The 16642-nt window shown below is 36.3% G+C and carries 18 protein-coding genes and 1 riboswitch; of the genes, 14 read left to right on the top strand and 4 right to left on the bottom strand.

All coding sequences use genetic code 11. The features are described from left to right. Positions 1-82 precede the first annotated feature (82 nt). The 4 genes from tsaE to tsaD are packed head-to-tail and all read left to right on the top strand — an operon-like array spanning position 83 to position 2707. Positions 83-538, top strand: a complete 456-nt coding sequence (tsaE, locus tag I5776_RS19575; RefSeq protein WP_202778179.1) for a tRNA (adenosine(37)-N6)-threonylcarbamoyltransferase complex ATPase subunit type 1 TsaE — start codon at positions 83-85, stop codon at positions 536-538. Then, entirely contained in the window at positions 535-1245 is a 711-nt protein-coding gene (gene tsaB / locus I5776_RS19570; RefSeq protein ID WP_202778178.1) for a tRNA (adenosine(37)-N6)-threonylcarbamoyltransferase complex dimerization subunit type 1 TsaB, read from the top strand. Before tsaE ends, tsaB begins: the two co-directional genes overlap by 4 nt. Then, positions 1245-1688: a ribosomal protein S18-alanine N-acetyltransferase gene (gene rimI / locus I5776_RS19565; protein WP_425490393.1), complete on the top strand. Its 444-nt coding sequence runs from the start codon at positions 1245-1247 to the stop codon at positions 1686-1688. Before tsaB ends, rimI begins: the two co-directional genes overlap by 1 nt. Next, entirely contained in the window at positions 1688-2707 is a 1020-nt protein-coding gene (gene tsaD, locus I5776_RS19560) for a tRNA (adenosine(37)-N6)-threonylcarbamoyltransferase complex transferase subunit TsaD (protein WP_202778176.1), read from the top strand. The genes rimI and tsaD overlap by 1 nt, the downstream gene beginning before the upstream one ends. A 310-nt stretch (positions 2708-3017) precedes the next feature. Here the strand turns inward: tsaD and I5776_RS19555 are convergent, their stop codons facing one another. Continuing rightward, complete coding sequence (locus I5776_RS19555; RefSeq protein ID WP_202778175.1) at positions 3018-4946, bottom strand: ABC-F family ATP-binding cassette domain-containing protein; 1929 nt, start codon at positions 4944-4946, stop codon at positions 3018-3020. Between the two features lie 123 nt (positions 4947-5069). Between I5776_RS19555 and moaC the strand changes: the two genes are divergently transcribed. The 4 genes from moaC to tatC all read left to right on the top strand — a co-directional run bounded on the left by moaC (position 5070) and on the right by tatC (position 7295). Then, a complete protein-coding gene (gene moaC / locus I5776_RS19550) occupies positions 5070-5558 on the top strand; it encodes a cyclic pyranopterin monophosphate synthase MoaC (RefSeq protein WP_202778174.1) in 489 nt (162 codons plus the stop codon). Between the two features lie 49 nt (positions 5559-5607). Beyond that, positions 5608-6270 (top strand): redox-sensing transcriptional repressor Rex, encoded by a 663-nt coding sequence (locus I5776_RS19545; RefSeq protein WP_202778173.1) that lies wholly within the window; start codon positions 5608-5610, stop codon positions 6268-6270. A 65-nt stretch (positions 6271-6335) separates the two neighbouring features. Continuing rightward, positions 6336-6521 (top strand): twin-arginine translocase TatA/TatE family subunit, encoded by a 186-nt coding sequence (locus I5776_RS19540; protein ID WP_107921211.1) that lies wholly within the window; start codon positions 6336-6338, stop codon positions 6519-6521. An 18-nt stretch (positions 6522-6539) separates the two neighbouring features. Then, positions 6540-7295 carry a twin-arginine translocase subunit TatC gene (gene tatC, locus I5776_RS19535; protein WP_202778172.1) on the top strand — a complete coding sequence of 252 codons (756 nt, stop codon included), beginning with the start codon at positions 6540-6542 and terminating at the stop codon, positions 7293-7295. A 155-nt stretch (positions 7296-7450) separates the two neighbouring features. Here the strand turns inward: tatC and I5776_RS19530 are convergent, their stop codons facing one another. Together I5776_RS19530 and I5776_RS19525 are read right to left on the bottom strand one after the other, a co-directional pair. After that, on the bottom strand, positions 7451-7645 hold the full coding sequence (locus I5776_RS19530; RefSeq protein WP_202778171.1) for a YdiK family protein: 195 nt from the start codon (positions 7643-7645) through the stop codon (positions 7451-7453). Next, positions 7642-8373, bottom strand: coding sequence for a CPBP family intramembrane glutamic endopeptidase (locus tag I5776_RS19525; RefSeq protein WP_202778170.1), 732 nt, complete (start codon positions 8371-8373; stop codon positions 7642-7644). The genes I5776_RS19530 and I5776_RS19525 overlap by 4 nt, the downstream gene beginning before the upstream one ends. A gap of 340 nt (positions 8374-8713) precedes the next feature. Between I5776_RS19525 and groES the strand changes: the two genes are divergently transcribed. Both groES and groL read left to right on the top strand, forming a co-directional pair. Next, positions 8714-8998, top strand: a complete 285-nt coding sequence (gene groES, locus I5776_RS19520; RefSeq protein ID WP_202778169.1) for a co-chaperone GroES — start codon at positions 8714-8716, stop codon at positions 8996-8998. Between the two features lie 59 nt (positions 8999-9057). After that, positions 9058-10686 carry a chaperonin GroEL gene (gene groL, locus I5776_RS19515; protein WP_202778168.1) on the top strand — a complete coding sequence of 543 codons (1629 nt, stop codon included), beginning with the start codon at positions 9058-9060 and terminating at the stop codon, positions 10684-10686. 153 nt (positions 10687-10839) lie between these two features. On the opposite strand, the gene I5776_RS19510 is transcribed toward groL, so the two are convergent. Beyond that, a complete protein-coding gene (locus tag I5776_RS19510) occupies positions 10840-12282 on the bottom strand; it encodes an amino acid permease (RefSeq protein ID WP_202778167.1) in 1443 nt (480 codons plus the stop codon). A gap of 455 nt (positions 12283-12737) precedes the next feature. Further along, positions 12738-12848, top strand: a riboswitch (TPP riboswitch). Positions 12849-12943: 95 nt separating this feature from the next. Between I5776_RS19510 and I5776_RS19505 the strand changes: the two genes are divergently transcribed. Genes I5776_RS19505 through I5776_RS19490 form a run of 4 tightly spaced genes read left to right on the top strand, consistent with a single transcriptional unit; the run spans position 12944 to position 16533 of the window. Then, positions 12944-13537 (top strand): YkoF family thiamine/hydroxymethylpyrimidine-binding protein, encoded by a 594-nt coding sequence (locus I5776_RS19505; RefSeq protein WP_202778166.1) that lies wholly within the window; start codon positions 12944-12946, stop codon positions 13535-13537. 14 nt (positions 13538-13551) lie between these two features. Further along, a complete protein-coding gene (locus tag I5776_RS19500; protein ID WP_202778165.1) occupies positions 13552-14130 on the top strand; it encodes an ECF transporter S component in 579 nt (192 codons plus the stop codon). Continuing rightward, positions 14127-15794 carry an ABC transporter ATP-binding protein gene (locus I5776_RS19495; protein ID WP_202778164.1) on the top strand — a complete coding sequence of 556 codons (1668 nt, stop codon included), beginning with the start codon at positions 14127-14129 and terminating at the stop codon, positions 15792-15794. The genes I5776_RS19500 and I5776_RS19495 overlap by 4 nt, the downstream gene beginning before the upstream one ends. After that, positions 15769-16533 carry an energy-coupling factor transporter transmembrane component T family protein gene (locus tag I5776_RS19490; protein WP_425490300.1) on the top strand — a complete coding sequence of 255 codons (765 nt, stop codon included), beginning with the start codon at positions 15769-15771 and terminating at the stop codon, positions 16531-16533. The genes I5776_RS19495 and I5776_RS19490 overlap by 26 nt, the downstream gene beginning before the upstream one ends. The last annotated feature ends 109 nt before the right edge of the window (positions 16534-16642 follow it).

The raw sequence follows: 16642 nt of genomic DNA, 5'->3' as shown, positions 1-16642 counted from the left end.
TTAAAATAAGCTGTTTTTTAGATAATTATTAACAGACTATAAGTAAATAACATTTACATAAGTATTGTCAGAGGAGATTATTATGAAAGTATATGAGTGGCTTTCTAAAGGGCCGGATGACACTTCTTCTTTTGCTCAAAAGTTAGCAGGAAAGTTAAAAGCAAAAGATGTCTTATTATTAGAAGGCGATTTGGGAGCAGGGAAAACAACATTTACTAAAGGGATTGCATTAGGATTAGGAATTCGACGAAATGTAAGCAGTCCCACCTTTACAATTATTAAAGAATATCAAGGAAATTTACCATTATATCATATGGATGTTTACCGTTTACAAGATTCCAATGAGGATTTAGGTTTTGATGAATATTTTGAAGGCACTGGTGTAACGATTGTTGAGTGGGCCCATATAATTGAGGATCAGTTACCAAACGAATACTTATCGATTTCGCTTTATCGATTAGGTGATGTAGAACGGAGATTCGAATTAAAACCAGTAGGAAAACGCTACGAATTATTGTGTGAGGAGTTATTTTCATGAAAGTGCTTGCAATAGATACATCTAATTATGCATTAGGAATTGCATTATTAGATAATGACAAGGTAATCGGTGAATATATTACTAATTTAAAGAAAAACCATAGTATTCGGGTTATGCCTGCAATTCAGCAATTGATGAAGGATTGTGACCTCTCCCCAATGGATCTTGAAAAAATTGTTGTAGCTAAGGGCCCAGGCTCCTATACTGGGGTCCGAATTGGCGTAAGTATAGCAAAAACAATGGCTTGGAGTTTAAACATTCCACTAGTGGGAATATCTAGTTTGGCTATAATGGCTGGAGTTGGGAGGCATTTTCACGGGTTTATTTGCCCTTTTTTCGATGCAAGAAGGGGACAGATTTATACAGGATTATATCGTTTTGAAGATGAAAGATTAATAACGGAGTTAAACGATTGCAATATTTTAACGGTTGAATGGGTAGAAAAGTTAAAGCTACTTGATGAATCTGTTATTTTTGTAGGTAATGATATTGATTTACATAAAGATACAATCATTAATACACTAGGTGATAAAGCAATTTTTGCTAGTCCATCAGAAATTAATCCACGACCTAGTGAACTTGCATTTTTAGGAAAAGATTTATCTGGTGAAGATATTCATACATTTGTGCCTAATTATATTCGTTTAGTTGAAGCTGAAGCAAAATGGTTAGAATCTCAAAAGGCTAATGGAAGTAAAGAAGGATGATGAATTATCAATTAAGAGAAGCAAACATAGCCGATTTGGATGGAATTATGGATGTTGAAGTACAATCATTTTCATTACCTTGGTCTCGGGAGGCATTTTATAATGAATTTGTAAAAAACCATTTTGCAAGGTATTTTGTCATAGTAGATCAAGAAAAAATTATCGGTTATTGTGGGGTATGGCTTGTAGTGGATGAGGCACATATAACAAATATTGCTATATTACCTGAATATCGTGGACAAAAACTAGGTGAGTTATTATTAAGCAGTATCATGGATTATTCAATTCAACAAGGTGCAAAATCAATGACTTTAGAAGTCCGAGTAAGCAATGTAATTGCTCAATCGTTATATAAGAAATTAGGTTTCTTTGAGGGTGGAATCAGGAAAAGTTACTACACTGACAACCAAGAGGATGCCTTAGTTATGTGGGTGAATTTATAATGAAGAAGGATTTAATTGTTTTAGGAATTGAAACAAGCTGTGATGAAACAGCGGCAGCTATTATTAAAAATGGGACGGAAATACTCTCTAATATCGTTGCTTCACAAATCGATAGCCATAAAAGATTTGGGGGAGTTGTACCTGAGTTAGCATCTAGACATCATGTGGAACAGATTACAGTCGTTATCGAAGAGGCCCTAATTAAGGCTGAGGTCACGTTTGAAGATATTGATGCCATTGCGGTGACGGAAGGTCCCGGTTTAGTAGGAGCTTTATTAGTAGGAGTGAATGCAGCAAAGGCAATTTCCTTTGCGAGAAATATTCCTTTAGTAGGTGTGCATCATATAGCCGGACATATATATGCTAATCGATTAATGAAGGAAATGGCATTTCCGTTATTATCATTGGTTGTCTCTGGAGGACATACGGAATTAGTTTTGATGAAAGAGCACGGGGAATTCGAGGTAATCGGCGAAACAAGAGATGATGCAGCTGGAGAAGCATATGATAAGGTGGCAAGAACACTTAATCTCCCTTATCCAGGAGGTCCACATATTGATCGACTTGCACATGAGGGCATACCAACGATTGATTTACCACGGGCGTGGTTAGAAGAGGATTCCTTTGATTTTAGTTTTAGCGGGTTAAAGTCGGCCGTTATTAACACATTGCATAACGCAGAACAAAAAGGTATGTCAATTGATCCGAAAAATATGGCTGCAAGTTTTCAAGAGAGCGTCATTGATGTATTAGTAACTAAGACGATAAAGGCTGCTAAAGAGTTTCATGTAAAACAAGTATTATTATCAGGCGGAGTTGCGGCTAATAAAGGGCTTAGAGACAGACTTGAAAAGGAATTTGCAGAGATTGATGGGATAGAGTTACTTATTCCGCCATTACATTTATGTACTGACAATGCGGCGATGATTGCAGCGGCCGGAAGTATTTTGTTTGAAAAAGGGAAGCGAAGTGAATATTCTTTAAACGCGAATCCCAGTTTAGATATAGAGCATTTTTAGAAGCATGTGGGTGACATGCTTCTTTTTTTTCCATAAAACTATCCACATGTGAATAAAAAATACGAACAACTGTTGTTGTGCACAGCTTGTGGATAAAATGTTAATAAAACTATGTTGGTGTGTATAAAATATTGTTGAAAAATTATGATTTCTGTGGATAATGTGCATAAGTCTGTTGATAAGGCTAGAAATGCACAAATAATAATACTTTTATACTATATGTGCTGAAAAAATAATGTGGATACTTTTGTGGACTAAAAAAATACCAGAGAATCTGGTATTTTTGTCCTAACGTATTCATATTTATGCTCTACTCATCTGATGCAAGCTCTGTCCATTCTTCCATCAATTTTTCAAGCTGTTGTTTATAACTACTAATTTCTTTATTTAATTCAAGGACTTTTTCATGGTCTTGATAGATTTCAGGCTTACATAATAATTCCTCATTGTCGTCTAATTTGCTCTCTAAACTGTCAATGAGTCCTTCGATTTCCTCAATACGACGTTTACGCTGCCGTTCCAATTTTTTTGCCTCTTTGTCTTGTTGATAGGATTGTTTAGCAGGATTCTGTGTATCCGTTGTAGTTTCAAGTTTTGAATGTTCCAGTTTTTTTAATTCCAGCAATTCTTGTTGCTTTTCAACATAGTAGTCGTAATCTCCAAGAAATTCCTTTGTTCCATCTTTCCCAAGCTCGATCACCTTTGTTGCCAGCCTGTTAATAAAGTAGCGATCATGGGAGACAAATAGTATCGTGCCGGGGTAATCGATTAAGGCATTTTCCAATACCTCTTTACTATCGAGGTCCAAATGGTTTGTCGGTTCATCTAAAATAAGAAAATTTGCTTTTTGCAGTAAAAGCTTGGATAAAGCAAGTCTTGCTTTTTCTCCACCACTTAAACTTGAGACAATTTTAAGAACATCGTCCCCTGAAAATAAAAAGTTTCCTAATACTGTTCGTATTTCTTTTTCATCTTTTAAAGGATAATCATCCCATAGTTCATTTAAAACTGTTTTGTTCGATGAGAGATTAGCTTGTTCTTGATCATAATATCCAATCATCACGTTTGAACCGTAATGTATGTTTCCATTATGAAGTTCCAACTTTTTAATAATTGTTTTTAGTAGGGTTGATTTACCTACTCCATTTGGTCCTACAAGTGCAATACTGTCACCTTTTTTAATTGATAAAAAGATATTTTTTGCGATAATACGATGATTATACCCAATTGAACCATCCACAAGATTTAAGACTTCATTACCACTTTGCTTCTCAATTTGAAATGTGAAAGTAGCCGATTTTTCGTCACCTAATGGCCTGTCCATTATTGTCATTTTTTCAAGCTGTTTTCTTCGACTTTGCGCTCGTTTTGTTGTGGATGCTCTTGCTAAATTGCGTTGGATGAAATCTTGTAGTTTGGCAACTTCCTCTTGTTGTTTCTCGTATTGTTTGAAATCACGTTCGTATTGTTCTGCCTTCTGAGTCAAATATTGGCTGTAATTCCCATAATATTTCTGAATAGCGTGTCTCGATAATTCATAAACTTGATTAACTACTTTGTCTAAGAAATATCGGTCATGTGAGACGATGAGAATGGCACCATTATAGCTTTGTAAATATTGTTCCAGCCAAGAAAGAGTATCAATATCTAAATGGTTTGTTGGTTCGTCCAAAATTAAAATATCTGGTTTAGTTAAAAGTAATTTAGCTAATGCTAAGCGCGTTTTCTGGCCGCCGCTTAATGTTTCAATCATTGTTCCATAATCAAAATCATTAAATCGCAGGCCATGAAGGACTGAACGGATATCTGATTCATATTGATAACCACCTAAATCTTTAAAGCGAATCTGTAATTGATCATATTCTGTCAATATTTTGGAATAGAGATCGGGGTTATCATAGTAATATGGATCTGCTATTTTTTGTTCTACATTTCTTATTTCAATCTCCATTTGCCGCAATTCTTGGAATACAGTTAACATTTCATCCCATATGGATAAACTAGATTTCAGGCCAGTATTTTGTGCTAGATACCCGATAGAAACATCCTTTGGTTTGACAATATCCCCGGAATCTAATGACATTTGGCCAGAAATAATTTTTAATAATGTAGACTTTCCTGCACCATTTCTTCCAACTAATGCAATACGATCTCTCGTCTGAATTTCTAATTTAATATTTGATAAAATAAGTTCAGCACCAAAATGTTTTGTTAGTTGTTGAACTTGTAATAAAATCATATTTATTTCACCTCATCTATATTGGTAGTGTACCGTATTCATGAGGGTTTGAGCAATGATTCACCACTTCTAAAAAGGACAAGGAAAGAAAAATAGTGTATGATAAGTTGAGAGGTGTTTTCGATGTCAAAGCTTACTCATTTTAATGAGCAGGGAAGAGCGAAAATGGTTGATGTGAGTACAAAACCAGATACTGTCCGCACGGCGATTGCGCAATCGAGTGTTGAATTAAGTAATGAAATTTATCAATTAATCCATAATAATAAAATAAAAAAAGGCGATGTTCTTGCAGTTGCACAGGTTGCAGGTGTAATGGCTGCAAAAAAAGCCTGGGATCTCATTCCGATGTGTCATCCTATTTTAATTAATGGGGTAAATATTGAATTTAGTTGGGAACAAAAAGACGAAAATGTTTATATATTAAAGATCATTTCAAGTGTAAAAACAAAGGGAAACACTGGTGTTGAGATGGAAGCATTAACTGCTGCATCTGTAACCGCTTTAACTGTGTATGATATGTGCAAAGCCATTGACAAAGGTATGGTTATTGGACCAACGTTTTTGATAGAAAAAACAGGCGGTGTTTCAAGCACTGATTATCTGAGGGGATAGTTTTTAGGCAAACGCTTTTTTAGTTAGATTTATATGGGGGACCTATCGTATGAATGAAGAAATAATTAAAATACCTCAAGCCACAGCAAAACGATTACCATTATATTATCGATTTTTGAGGAATTTACATAACTCTGGCAAGCAACGTGTATCTTCGGCAGAGTTAAGCGAAGCTGTGAAAGTCGATTCCGCCACGATTCGCAGGGATTTTTCATACTTCGGGGCATTAGGAAAAAAGGGATACGGGTACAATGTTAATTATCTTTTAACTTTTTTTCGAAAAACTTTAGACCAAGATGAATTAACGAAAGTAGCTCTGATTGGTGTGGGAAATTTAGGAACAGCATTTCTAAATTATAATTTTATGAAAAATAATAATACAAAAATAGAAATCGCATTTGATATAGATCCAAATAAGGTAGGTAAAAAAATTGGAGATGTATCTATTTATAGTTTGGAAGAGCTTGAAACAAGGTTAATTAGTGAAGATATCAGTGTTATTATTCTTACTATACCAGCGGAAGTTGCACAACGGGTTACTGATCAGGTGACAACGAAAACAAACGTAAAAGGTATATTAAATTTTACACCGGCTAGACTAAATGTACCGTCATCTATACGTGTTCATCATATTGATTTAGCAGTAGAGTTGCAATCATTAGTTTATTTTCTAAAGCACTATCCAAATGACACGGAAATTTCACAAGACTAATTAATAAGATAATGGATTAAACGTTTAATTTGTATTATCATGTACATATGAGGAGGTGGGCACAGATGGGACCAGGAATTGGAAGTATTATTCTCATTGTGATTGTTGCCTTACTAGTTTTCGGACCAAAGAAATTACCCCAATTGGGCAGAGCTGCCGGGGATACATTAAAAGAATTTAAAAATGCAACTAAGGGCTTGGCGGATGAAGAAGACGATAAGCCAAAAACAGATAAAGACAACGTTAAGTAAATGTTAGGATGAATTCATATGAGTCAAAAAGACATGACGATTTTTGAACATTTATCCGAGTTAAGAAAGCGACTGTTTGTGATAGTCGTTTTCTTTATCTTGGCTGTAATTGTAAGTTTTTTTCTTTCACAACCAATTATTCGATATCTCCAACATTCTGATTTTGCACAAGAAATGACAATGAATGCGTTTCGGCTGACAGACCCTTTTAAAGTTTTTATGGAAGTTACTCTGTATTTGGCCGTAGTGATTATTTTGCCAGTCATTCTTTATCAACTTTGGGCATTTATTAGTCCCGGTTTATATGAAAAAGAGCGGAAAGTTACATTGAGTTATATTCCAATCGCACTTATTCTCTTTTTAGCTGGACTAGCATTCGCTTATTTTATATTGTTTCCGTTAATCTTACGGTTCATGATGAAGCTATCAACACAAATGGATATTAATCCGGTCATTGGTATTAATGAATATTTTTCGTTTTTGTTTCAGATTACCCTCCCGTTTGGGATTCTGTTTGAATTACCAATCGTTATCATGTTTTTAACGAGATTAGGGATTATCACACCAATGTTTTTAGCGAAAATTAGAAAGTATGCCTATTTCTTTCTTCTTGTTCTTGCTGCCTTTATCACACCACCAGATGTAATGTCACAAATTGTTGTCGGTGTACCGCTAATGGTTCTATACGAAATTAGTATATTGGTTTCGAAAGTTGGTTATCGAAAAGCGAAAGCAGCGGAATTACAATATGCACTGCAAAATGATAATGAATAAGAAAAGCGGAGGCGCCTTGTTCAGCCCCGACAAGCAAATAACCTTTGGCAAAAAAAGTCTGCTCTTTGACTTTTATTGCCGAAGGTTATTTGACCTCGATGGGCTAGGCGCTGGAGCTGGACAGCATGAATAAAAACCTTCCAGCTGGAAGGTTTTTATTTTTTTTGATGGTTTTTTAACCGAAAATGCAATGTGATTAATCGAAATCCTGATCCATAATCAATCGTTGCTAAAAAGATAAGCATGTAAGCAAAAAAAGACCATCCATGAAGATTAACTTGTTTTACGGCAAAATAAGTAAACAGGGTGCCAAGAAGGCAATAGATCACTCCTGATTGTAGTGGTCTCATGAGAAAAGTCCTCCAATAAAGCTTTGTTTCTCAATTATTTTTTGAATTTCTTCGCGGTTCAATAGCTGAGCAATAACGACTATTGTATTCATTATTACGTGTGCGCTTATTGGGACTAAAATTCGATTTGTTTTTTTATACAAAAAGGCAAAAGTGAATCCCATAGCAGAATAAAGTAATAAGTGCACAAACTCCATATGTGCAAGACCAAAAATGACGGAACTAATAAGTGCCGAAGAAAAAAAAGATAAATATTTATTAAGTGTTCCAAAAATAATTTTCCTAAAGACAATTTCCTCCAAAATTGGGCCAATTATTGAACTTACAACAACAACAATCGGAAAAGTTTCGATTAGGTTTACGATACGCTGAGTGTTTTCCGATCCAGGTTTAATGCCAATCATTTGTTCAATGATAGATGCAAGTGTTTGAGCAATAAATGCTAGAAAAATCCCTCCGACTGCCCATGAGATTGATTTTCCGGCAGAAAGCGGTGTACTTCTCTCTAATTGATATTTACGTTCAGATTTTCGTAAAATCAGCAAAACAATAATCAAAGCGGAAATAAAGCTGATTACGATCCAATAAACAGGCGTCATCATTTTCATATAACTTTCTGAAGTATGAAATCCTTTCACGCCAATAAGATAAACAATGGGATAACCGACATAGCCAGATAATTGCATGGCAATATACGTAATTAAAATATATGCATATTCTTTTTTCACAATATTTTTCCTTTCCTATTAGCTCATAATCTCATTCTACTATTGAATAAATAGAGGTTCAAATATTAAGAAGTGCAGCACTTTTTTAACCTTCAAACTATTATATGTGGAAATCTCCTCCAATTATGAATAGAAATTATATTAGGACATAAACTTGAATATTGCGCAAAGTTCTATTTGAAGGGTTTCCAAACTAATAGAAGAGTTTTTTCAAAAAAGTTAACTGTGAGACTTGCAAAATGGAATTGAATTATTTATTATAATAATTGTGTTAGCACTCAAGAGTAACGAGTGCTAATAATTAAAAATTTACATAAAATTATTGAGGAGGTTGTTTCACTTGTTAAAACCACTTGGAGATCGCGTCGTAATTGAACTAGTAGAAACAGAGGAAAAAACTGCAAGCGGTATCGTTCTTCCTGATTCTGCAAAGGAAAAACCGCAAGAAGGTAAGGTAGTAGCTGTAGGTACTGGACGTGTTTTAGATAGCGGTGAGCGCGTTGCTCTTGAAGTATCTGAAGGCGATCGCATCATCTTCTCTAAATATGCTGGTACAGAAGTGAAATACCAAGGTAACGAATATTTAATTCTTCGTGATTCAGACATTCTAGCTATTGTACAATAGTTATTTACCATTTTCGAAAATAAATACATCATTAAAGAAGATCGAGGAGGTAATTTCAAATGGCAAAAGAAATTAAATTCAGTGAAGATGCACGCCGTGCTATGCTTCGCGGAGTTGATAAATTAGCAGATGCTGTAAAAGTAACACTTGGACCTAAAGGACGTAACGTGGTTCTTGAGAAAAAGTTTGGTTCTCCACTTATTACTAATGATGGTGTAACGATTGCTAAAGAAATCGAACTTGAAGATGCATTCGAAAACATGGGTGCTAAACTTGTATCAGAAGTTGCAAGCAAAACAAATGATGTTGCTGGTGACGGTACAACGACTGCAACTGTACTTGCTCAAGCCATGATTCGTGAAGGCTTGAAAAACGTAACAGCTGGTGCAAACCCTGTGGGTATCCGTAAAGGAATTGAAAAAGCTGTTCAAACAGCTGTTGAAGAACTTAATGCGATTTCTAAACCAATCGAAGGTAAAGAGTCGATTGCACAAGTTGCTGCAATCTCTGCTGCTGATGAAGAAGTGGGCCAATTGATTGCTGAAGCAATGGAACGTGTTGGAAACGATGGTGTTATCACAATCGAAGAATCAAAAGGCTTCACAACTGAATTAGATGTTGTAGAAGGTATGCAATTTGATCGTGGCTATGTTTCACCATACATGGTTACAGATACAGATAAATTAGAAGCAGTTCTTGAAAATCCATATATTTTAATCACAGATAAAAAGATTACAAATATTCAAGAAGTTTTACCAGTTCTTGAACAAGTGGTACAACAAGGCAAACCGCTTCTTATCATTGCTGAGGATGTTGAAGGTGAAGCACAAGCAACACTTATCGTAAACAAACTTCGTGGAACATTTAATGCAGTTGCTGTTAAAGCACCTGGATTCGGTGACCGTCGTAAAGCAATGTTAGAAGATATCGCTGTTCTAACAGGTGGTCAAGTTATCACTGAAGATTTAGGACTTGATCTTAAGACAGCTACAATTGATTCTCTTGGACGCGCTGCTAAAGTTGTTGTTACAAAAGAAAACACAACAATCGTTGAAGGTTCAGGCGATTCTGCAAGCATTTCAGCTCGCGTAAATCAAATTCGTGTTCAATTAGAAGAAACGACTTCTGAATTTGACCGTGAAAAATTACAAGAGCGCCTAGCTAAGCTTGCGGGCGGAGTAGCAGTAATCAAAGTTGGTGCCGCAACTGAAACTGAGTTAAAAGAACGCAAACTTCGTATTGAAGATGCACTTAACTCTACTCGTGCGGCTGTTGAAGAAGGTATCGTATCCGGTGGTGGTACGGCACTTGTAAATGTATACAATAAAGTTTCTTCTGTTGACGCTGAAGGTGATGTTGCAACAGGTATCAACATCGTTCTACGTGCATTGGAAGAACCAGTACGCCAAATTGCTCACAATGCTGGTCTTGAAGGATCTGTAATTGTGGATCGTTTGAAAAAAGAACAAGTAGGTATTGGCTTCAATGCAGCTAACGGTGAATGGGTAAACATGTTCGAAGCGGGCATTGTTGATCCAACTAAAGTTACTCGTTATGCACTTCAAAATGCAGCTTCTGTAGCGGCTATGTTACTAACAACTGAAGCAGTTGTAGCAGATAAACCTGAAGAAAATGCAGGTCCTGCAATGCCTGATATGGGCGGCATGGGCATGGGCGGCATGATGTAATTCATCTGCCCAATAGTAAAAAAATCCTCTAAGATTTTATCTTAGAGGATTTTTTTTTGTGGATTACCTACGTTTTTTTAATTGTTTCATGTTTTACAATATCAATAAAAAATGTATAGTAAAGCATCTGCTGCTTACTATACATTTTTATCATTAATTAAACTCATCTATATCAATCTTACATTCCTTCAATGGAACCACTTTTGTTTTCTTAATAAATTTATATCCTAGCCACATGATGATAAATAATGGGATACCGAGATAAGCGGCGATCAGGTCCATCCAATTTATTTTATCTCCGAGAAAGGCTTGATAGTCTTGAGCTAATATGACAACTAATCCAACGACAAATGCGAGAATCGGGCCAAACGGATAAAGTTTTGCTCGGTAAGGAAGCTTTTCAAGTGAATGTCCTTGAGCGATATAAGCCTTCCTAAATCGATAATGACTGGCAGCAATACCGAGCCAAAAGATAAATCCCGTTATTCCTGCTGCATTTAACAGCCACATATAAATCGCCCCATCGCCGAAAGCGGATGCCAAAAATGCGAGCATCCCCACCAAAGTTGTTGCAATAAGTGCGGCGACTGGAACTCCACGCTTATTTAACTTTCCAAAAAACTTAGGAGCTTGTCCTTCTTTTGCCATAGCAAATAAAATTCTTGTAGATGCATAAAGACTTGAGTTTCCGGCAGACAATACTGCCGTTAAGATGACTGCATTCATTAACGATGCGGCGAATGCGAGCCCAGCCTTTTTGAACACTAACGTAAATGGACTGACCATGATGTCTTCACTTTGTAGGCTTTCAGTTGTATAAGGAATAATTAAGCCTATAACTAGAATTGCAAGTACATAAAATAAAAGAATTCTCCAAAATACACTTTTGATGGCTTTTGGTACATTTTCTCTCGGATTTTCACTTTCGCCTGCAGCTACACCGACAATTTCTGTTCCTTGAAAAGAAAATCCTGCGGTAAGAAACACTCCGATAACTGCAAGTAAACCACCATGAAAGGGTGCGTCACCAATTGTGAAGTTTTTAAAGCCAATGGCGTCACCTTTCATTATACCTAATATCATTAAAATACCTACAATAATGAAAATAATGATGGTAGCTACTTTAATGAAAGAGAACCAATATTCGCCTTCTCCGTATCCTTTAACAGAAAGAATATTCAATCCGAAAATAATCAGGATAAAAAGGCCACTCCATAACCAAGATGGGCTATCTGGGAACCAAAATTTCATGACTAATGTTGATGCGGAAAGTTCCGCCGCAAGTGTGATTGCCCAGCTGTACCAATAGTTCCACCCTAATGCAAATCCAAGTGCGGGATCGATAAAGCGGGTAGCATAGGTGCTAAATGCCCCACTTGTTGGCATGAAAGAAGCAAGTTCACCAAGGCTCGTCATAATAAAATACACCATGACACCAATTATCAAATAGGCAAGCAATGCGCCGCCAGGTCCTGCTTGATAAATAGCAGATCCACTTCCAAGAAATAGCCCGGTTCCAATTGAACCACCTAATGAAATCATCGTTAAATGCCGTGCTTTTAAACTCCGTTGTAAGCCACCATTTTGATTTTCCATCTATATAAACCCTCCGTATTCCATTCATACCCTTAAATTAACCATATTTAAACAAATGGCTTTGTTAAAGTTCAATGTTAATTATGGCGCCTTGTTGATTGGAGCGGAAGGTGCGAGACTCCTGCGGGAAAAACGGTATACGGGAGACCCCGCAGCGCGATAAGCGTCGAGGAGGCTCCCGAACCGCCCGCGGAAAGCGAGCACCTGCAGCGGAAATCAACATCGAATAAAACCAATGGATATTTATAAATAAAAAGTTATATTAATAACTATATAAAGATATCATAAACCGAAAAGATTGAAAATAGAAAGCTGTATATTTTACCATGTGGATGAATTAAATTGCATGTACAATATTTTTTTAGAATAGTTATTGAATAAATGATTACAAAGTATCTTTACATACGATTATCTCTCATGTATGATTAGGGCGAATAATAAAACTGCATATGACCTATCTACACTAGGGGTGCTGAAAAAGCTGAGATGTGAACGTGGAAGTGCGTTCCGATCCCTTATTACCCGATCTAGATAATACTAGCGTGGGGAAGTGTAGTAGTATTGGTGTAAGATCATTCATTGATTTGCATCTTTTCGTATACTACTGCATCTTCCTAGAGATGCAGTTTTTTTATTCTCCAAAAAAGAGAGGAGAATGGTTATGACAGAAGTATGTGGAACAAGTAGAATTGTAGGTTTTCGTTTTTCCCTTTATCCGATGGCGGATAATTTTGTAGATATAATTTTATCTACGCTTCAACAAGTTGACACCTCTAAAGTATGGGTAAAAACAGATGATATTAGTACAGTGATTCGCGGAAAAATGGATCATGTTTTTGACGTAGCAAAAACGATCTATTTAATTGCGGCAAATACTAAAAAACATGTTGTATTGAATGGAACATTTTCAATAGGATGCCCGGGAGATTCAGATGGAGATGTGTATATGTCTGAGGACGATGTTCGGATGAATGAAGACAGAGTAAAAAATATTCATATTGAAGCACCTACACAGTTTGCGTTATATCCAATGAATAATGAAAACTATATGCAAATCATTGCAGATGTTGTGGAAATTGCCAAACAACAAAACACATTTACTGCTGGAATTCACTATGCCAGCAGATTGGACGGGGATGCGCACGATGTGTTTACAACACTTGAGCGGGCCTTTCATTACTCACAGGAAAAAGTTAAGCATGTAACAATGACAGTGAATATTTCGGCGAATAGTCCTTCGACTAAGAAGAAATAGGGGAGGGAAAAATGATGTCTAAATGGAGTCTGCGTGAAATTGTTGTGATGTCAGTGTTAGGGATTGTCTTTGCCATCGTATATTTATTATTTACCCAAGTAGGGAATATTTTTTTTGGGTTAGTTGGACCGATCGGGTATGAACCGATATTTGGGATATGGTTCATCGTTTCTATCATTGTTGCCAATATTATTCGCAAGCCGGGTGCAGCTATTTTGTCGGAAACGATTGCAGCATTTGTGGAAATCTTAATAGGAAATGCGGTTGGTCCAAGACTATTAATCTCTGGAATGATCCAAGGTTTAGGTGCTGAGGTAGTGTTTGCCGCAACTGGCTGGAAGCGTTATTCAACATGGGTGTTAATGCTTGCTGGAGTTGGCTCGGCTCTATTTAGTTTTGCATGGGGATATTTTATCTCGGGATTCGCAACGCTATCCACATCATATGTTTTATCCATGCTGGCGATACGAATGGTTTCTGGTGCGCTCCTTGCAGGATTATTAGGTAAATATATAAGTGAAGGATTGGCACAAACAGGAGTGCTTAATGGAATGCCATTAGGCAAAGAGATAAAAAAGAGAAAAGTGGCATGATTGAAATGGAGATACGGGAACCCTTATTAGAAGTTAGGAATCTTTCAGTATCTTATGAGGAGCAATCGATTATAAACAATATCTCCTTTTCCATAAATAAAGGTGAAAAACTTCTATTATTAGGACCAAGTGGCTCCGGGAAAAGTTCGTTAGCACTTTGTTTAAACGGGCTGATTCCAAATTCAATTGAAGGGGACAGAACGGGAAGTATTAAATATGTAGGGAAAGAGATTCAATCTTATGAACCGGGGCAATTAAGCAGCCGAATTGGCGTAGTATTTCAAGATCCGGATTCCCAATTTTGTATGCTCACTGTAGAGGATGAAATCGCATTTGGCTTAGAAAATATAAAAATACCTAAAGAAGAAATGAAACAAAAAATAGAATGGTCGCTTTCATTAGTTGGTTTAGAAGAGTATAAAAAAGCTTATATTTCTACTTTATCAGGCGGAATGAAGCAAAAGCTGGCACTTGCATGTGTGATGGCGATGGAACCGGAATTGATGATTCTTGATGAACCCACTGCCTTGCTAGATCCAATGGCGACAAAAGAATTTGTCGTAACGATTGATAGACTGCAAAGAGAATTAGATTTTTCCCTTATCGTTATTGAGCATAAACTTGATTATTGGGTTCCTTTTATTGACCGTACCCTTGTTTTTACACAATCGGGGCAACTGTTGTATGATGGTTCATTGAAAAAAGGATTGGTTCTTCATTTTGATGATATGAAAGACTTTGGCATATGTCTTCCGAAGGTGACAGTATTCGGTCAACAGGTGAAAGAAAACTTTTATCCCATAACAGTGGATGAATTAATGGAAGAGTTAGATGAGATAAATGGTTTTTTTCCATTACAGGCAATGAATGATATCTCATCATCGCCGTTAATCCGAATGGAAAACGTATCTTTTTCCCGGGGAGAGAAGAAAATTTCAAACCATATTCATTTATCATTAAATAAGGGTGAGTGGACAGCGATAGTAGGACCAAATGGTGCAGGTAAATCTACATTAACCTTGTTGTTGGCGGGACTTCTTAAGGAAAAACAAGGAGAGATTTACTATAAGAACAAAGCGTTTAAGGATTTAGATGAAAAGGTAAAGCTAAATTCAATAGGTTACGTTTTTCAAAACCCAGAGCATCAATTTATTGCGGATACAGTTTTCGAAGAAATCGCATTTGGACCAAGAATGAAAAATATAGAAGAAATAGACTTAATCGTTTCTAATATTCTTTCAGATTTTCGTTTACTTGGGTTAAAGGATCATAATCCCTTCACATTAAGTCAAGGGCAAAAGCGGAGATTAAGTGTTGCAACGATGCTAGTTGATGAAAGAGAATTCCTTATTTTAGATGAGCCTACCTTTGGACAGGATGAAAAAGCGACGAATGAGATGATGAAAATGATTCAGTCTCGAGTTAATTTGGGAATGTCGGCGTTAATGGTGACGCACGATATGGAATTAGTGGCGAAATTTGCTCATCAAGTTATCGTTCTTGTCGAAGGTAAAGTAATGTTTCAGGGAACACCGCATGAACTATTTATAGAAAATAGTGAGATTGTGCAGAGAGCAAACCTTGACATTCCATTACTCTATTCAATTTGGCATACATATGGAAGAAGAGGTGAACCTATTGCGGCTTCAGTTATTAAATCCTAGTATAAAAGCAATTGCCGTTTTGGTTTCTGTTGTGCTTTTAGCTTTTGTATTTGACCCGTTAACTCCATTGCTTTACTTGTTTTTTACGGTTTTAATCACATTCATTTTTGGTGAAGTAGGAATTAAAAAATGGTGTATACGATTTATTCCTTTTTTTATCATTGCCTTTGGTTATGTGTGGACAACAACGGTTTTTTCTCATCCACCAAGTAATACTAGTTTTGTAACTTATGTCAATGTCGGTCCTATTGAAATTACCGATTACGGACTTAGAACAGGATTATCACTTGGTTTAAGGGTCCTTTGTTTCGCTGCGTTATCTTTACTGTTTATTTTAACAACAGACACTACTAAATTTATGTTAAGTCTGATTCAACAGTGTAAACTTCCACCTAAGCTTGCCTACGGAATTTTGGCAGGCTACCGATTTTTACCTTTATTAAAGGAGGAGTTTACGATCATTAGAAATGCGCATCGAATTCGAGGTGTTCATAGGGAGAAAGGGATAAAAGGGAGAATCCAGCTTTTAAAAAAATACACCATACCTCTTTTAGCAAGTGCGATTCGCAAGGCTGAGAGAACAGCCATTGCAATGGAATCTAAGGGATTTACGGGAAGCAGGGATCGTACATTCTATCACGAGTTGAAAATAAACGGAAAAGACGTGTTATTTTTCTTTGTCATGGTAGGTCTATTCATCATTTCTAAATACGTTTCTGAAGCATTATTTTTCCTGTAAACTAAAAAAAACATCCATTAATTACTGTGTAAAAATGATCACAATAATTAAATGGGTGTTTTTATTTTCACTTATTTTAAGAATTTATAGTACAATAGTGTCGAGATTG

This window comes from Heyndrickxia vini, from assembly GCF_016772275.1.
Lineage (GTDB): Bacteria > Bacillota > Bacilli > Bacillales > Bacillaceae_C > Heyndrickxia > Heyndrickxia vini.
Note: the sequence above shows the minus strand (reverse complement) of the source record. Positions and strands in the feature narration are given on the sequence as shown.

Bases quoted from the DNA above. Each gene is read 5' to 3' on its own strand.
- rimI (WP_425490393.1), top strand. From the start codon at position 1,245: ATGAATTATCAATTAAGAGAAGCAAACATAGCCGATTTGGATGGAATT.
- I5776_RS19510 (WP_202778167.1), bottom strand. From the start codon at position 12,282: ATGGAAAATCAAAATGGTGGCTTACAACGGAGTTTAAAAGCACGGCAT.
- tsaE (WP_202778179.1), top strand. From the start codon at position 83: ATGAAAGTATATGAGTGGCTTTCTAAAGGGCCGGATGACACTTCTTCT.
- I5776_RS19500 (WP_202778165.1), top strand. From the start codon at position 13,552: ATGTCTAAATGGAGTCTGCGTGAAATTGTTGTGATGTCAGTGTTAGGG.
- I5776_RS19495 (WP_202778164.1), top strand. From the start codon at position 14,127: ATGATTGAAATGGAGATACGGGAACCCTTATTAGAAGTTAGGAATCTT.
- I5776_RS19505 (WP_202778166.1), top strand. From the start codon at position 12,944: ATGACAGAAGTATGTGGAACAAGTAGAATTGTAGGTTTTCGTTTTTCC.
- I5776_RS19530 (WP_202778171.1), bottom strand. From the start codon at position 7,645: ATGAGACCACTACAATCAGGAGTGATCTATTGCCTTCTTGGCACCCTG.
- I5776_RS19545 (WP_202778173.1), top strand. From the start codon at position 5,608: ATGAATGAAGAAATAATTAAAATACCTCAAGCCACAGCAAAACGATTA.
- I5776_RS19555 (WP_202778175.1), bottom strand. From the start codon at position 4,946: ATGATTTTATTACAAGTTCAACAACTAACAAAACATTTTGGTGCTGAA.
- tsaB (WP_202778178.1), top strand. From the start codon at position 535: ATGAAAGTGCTTGCAATAGATACATCTAATTATGCATTAGGAATTGCA.
- groL (WP_202778168.1), top strand. From the start codon at position 9,058: ATGGCAAAAGAAATTAAATTCAGTGAAGATGCACGCCGTGCTATGCTT.
- tsaD (WP_202778176.1), top strand. From the start codon at position 1,688: ATGAAGAAGGATTTAATTGTTTTAGGAATTGAAACAAGCTGTGATGAA.
- moaC (WP_202778174.1), top strand. From the start codon at position 5,070: ATGTCAAAGCTTACTCATTTTAATGAGCAGGGAAGAGCGAAAATGGTT.
- tatC (WP_202778172.1), top strand. From the start codon at position 6,540: ATGAGTCAAAAAGACATGACGATTTTTGAACATTTATCCGAGTTAAGA.
- I5776_RS19540 (WP_107921211.1), top strand. From the start codon at position 6,336: ATGGGACCAGGAATTGGAAGTATTATTCTCATTGTGATTGTTGCCTTA.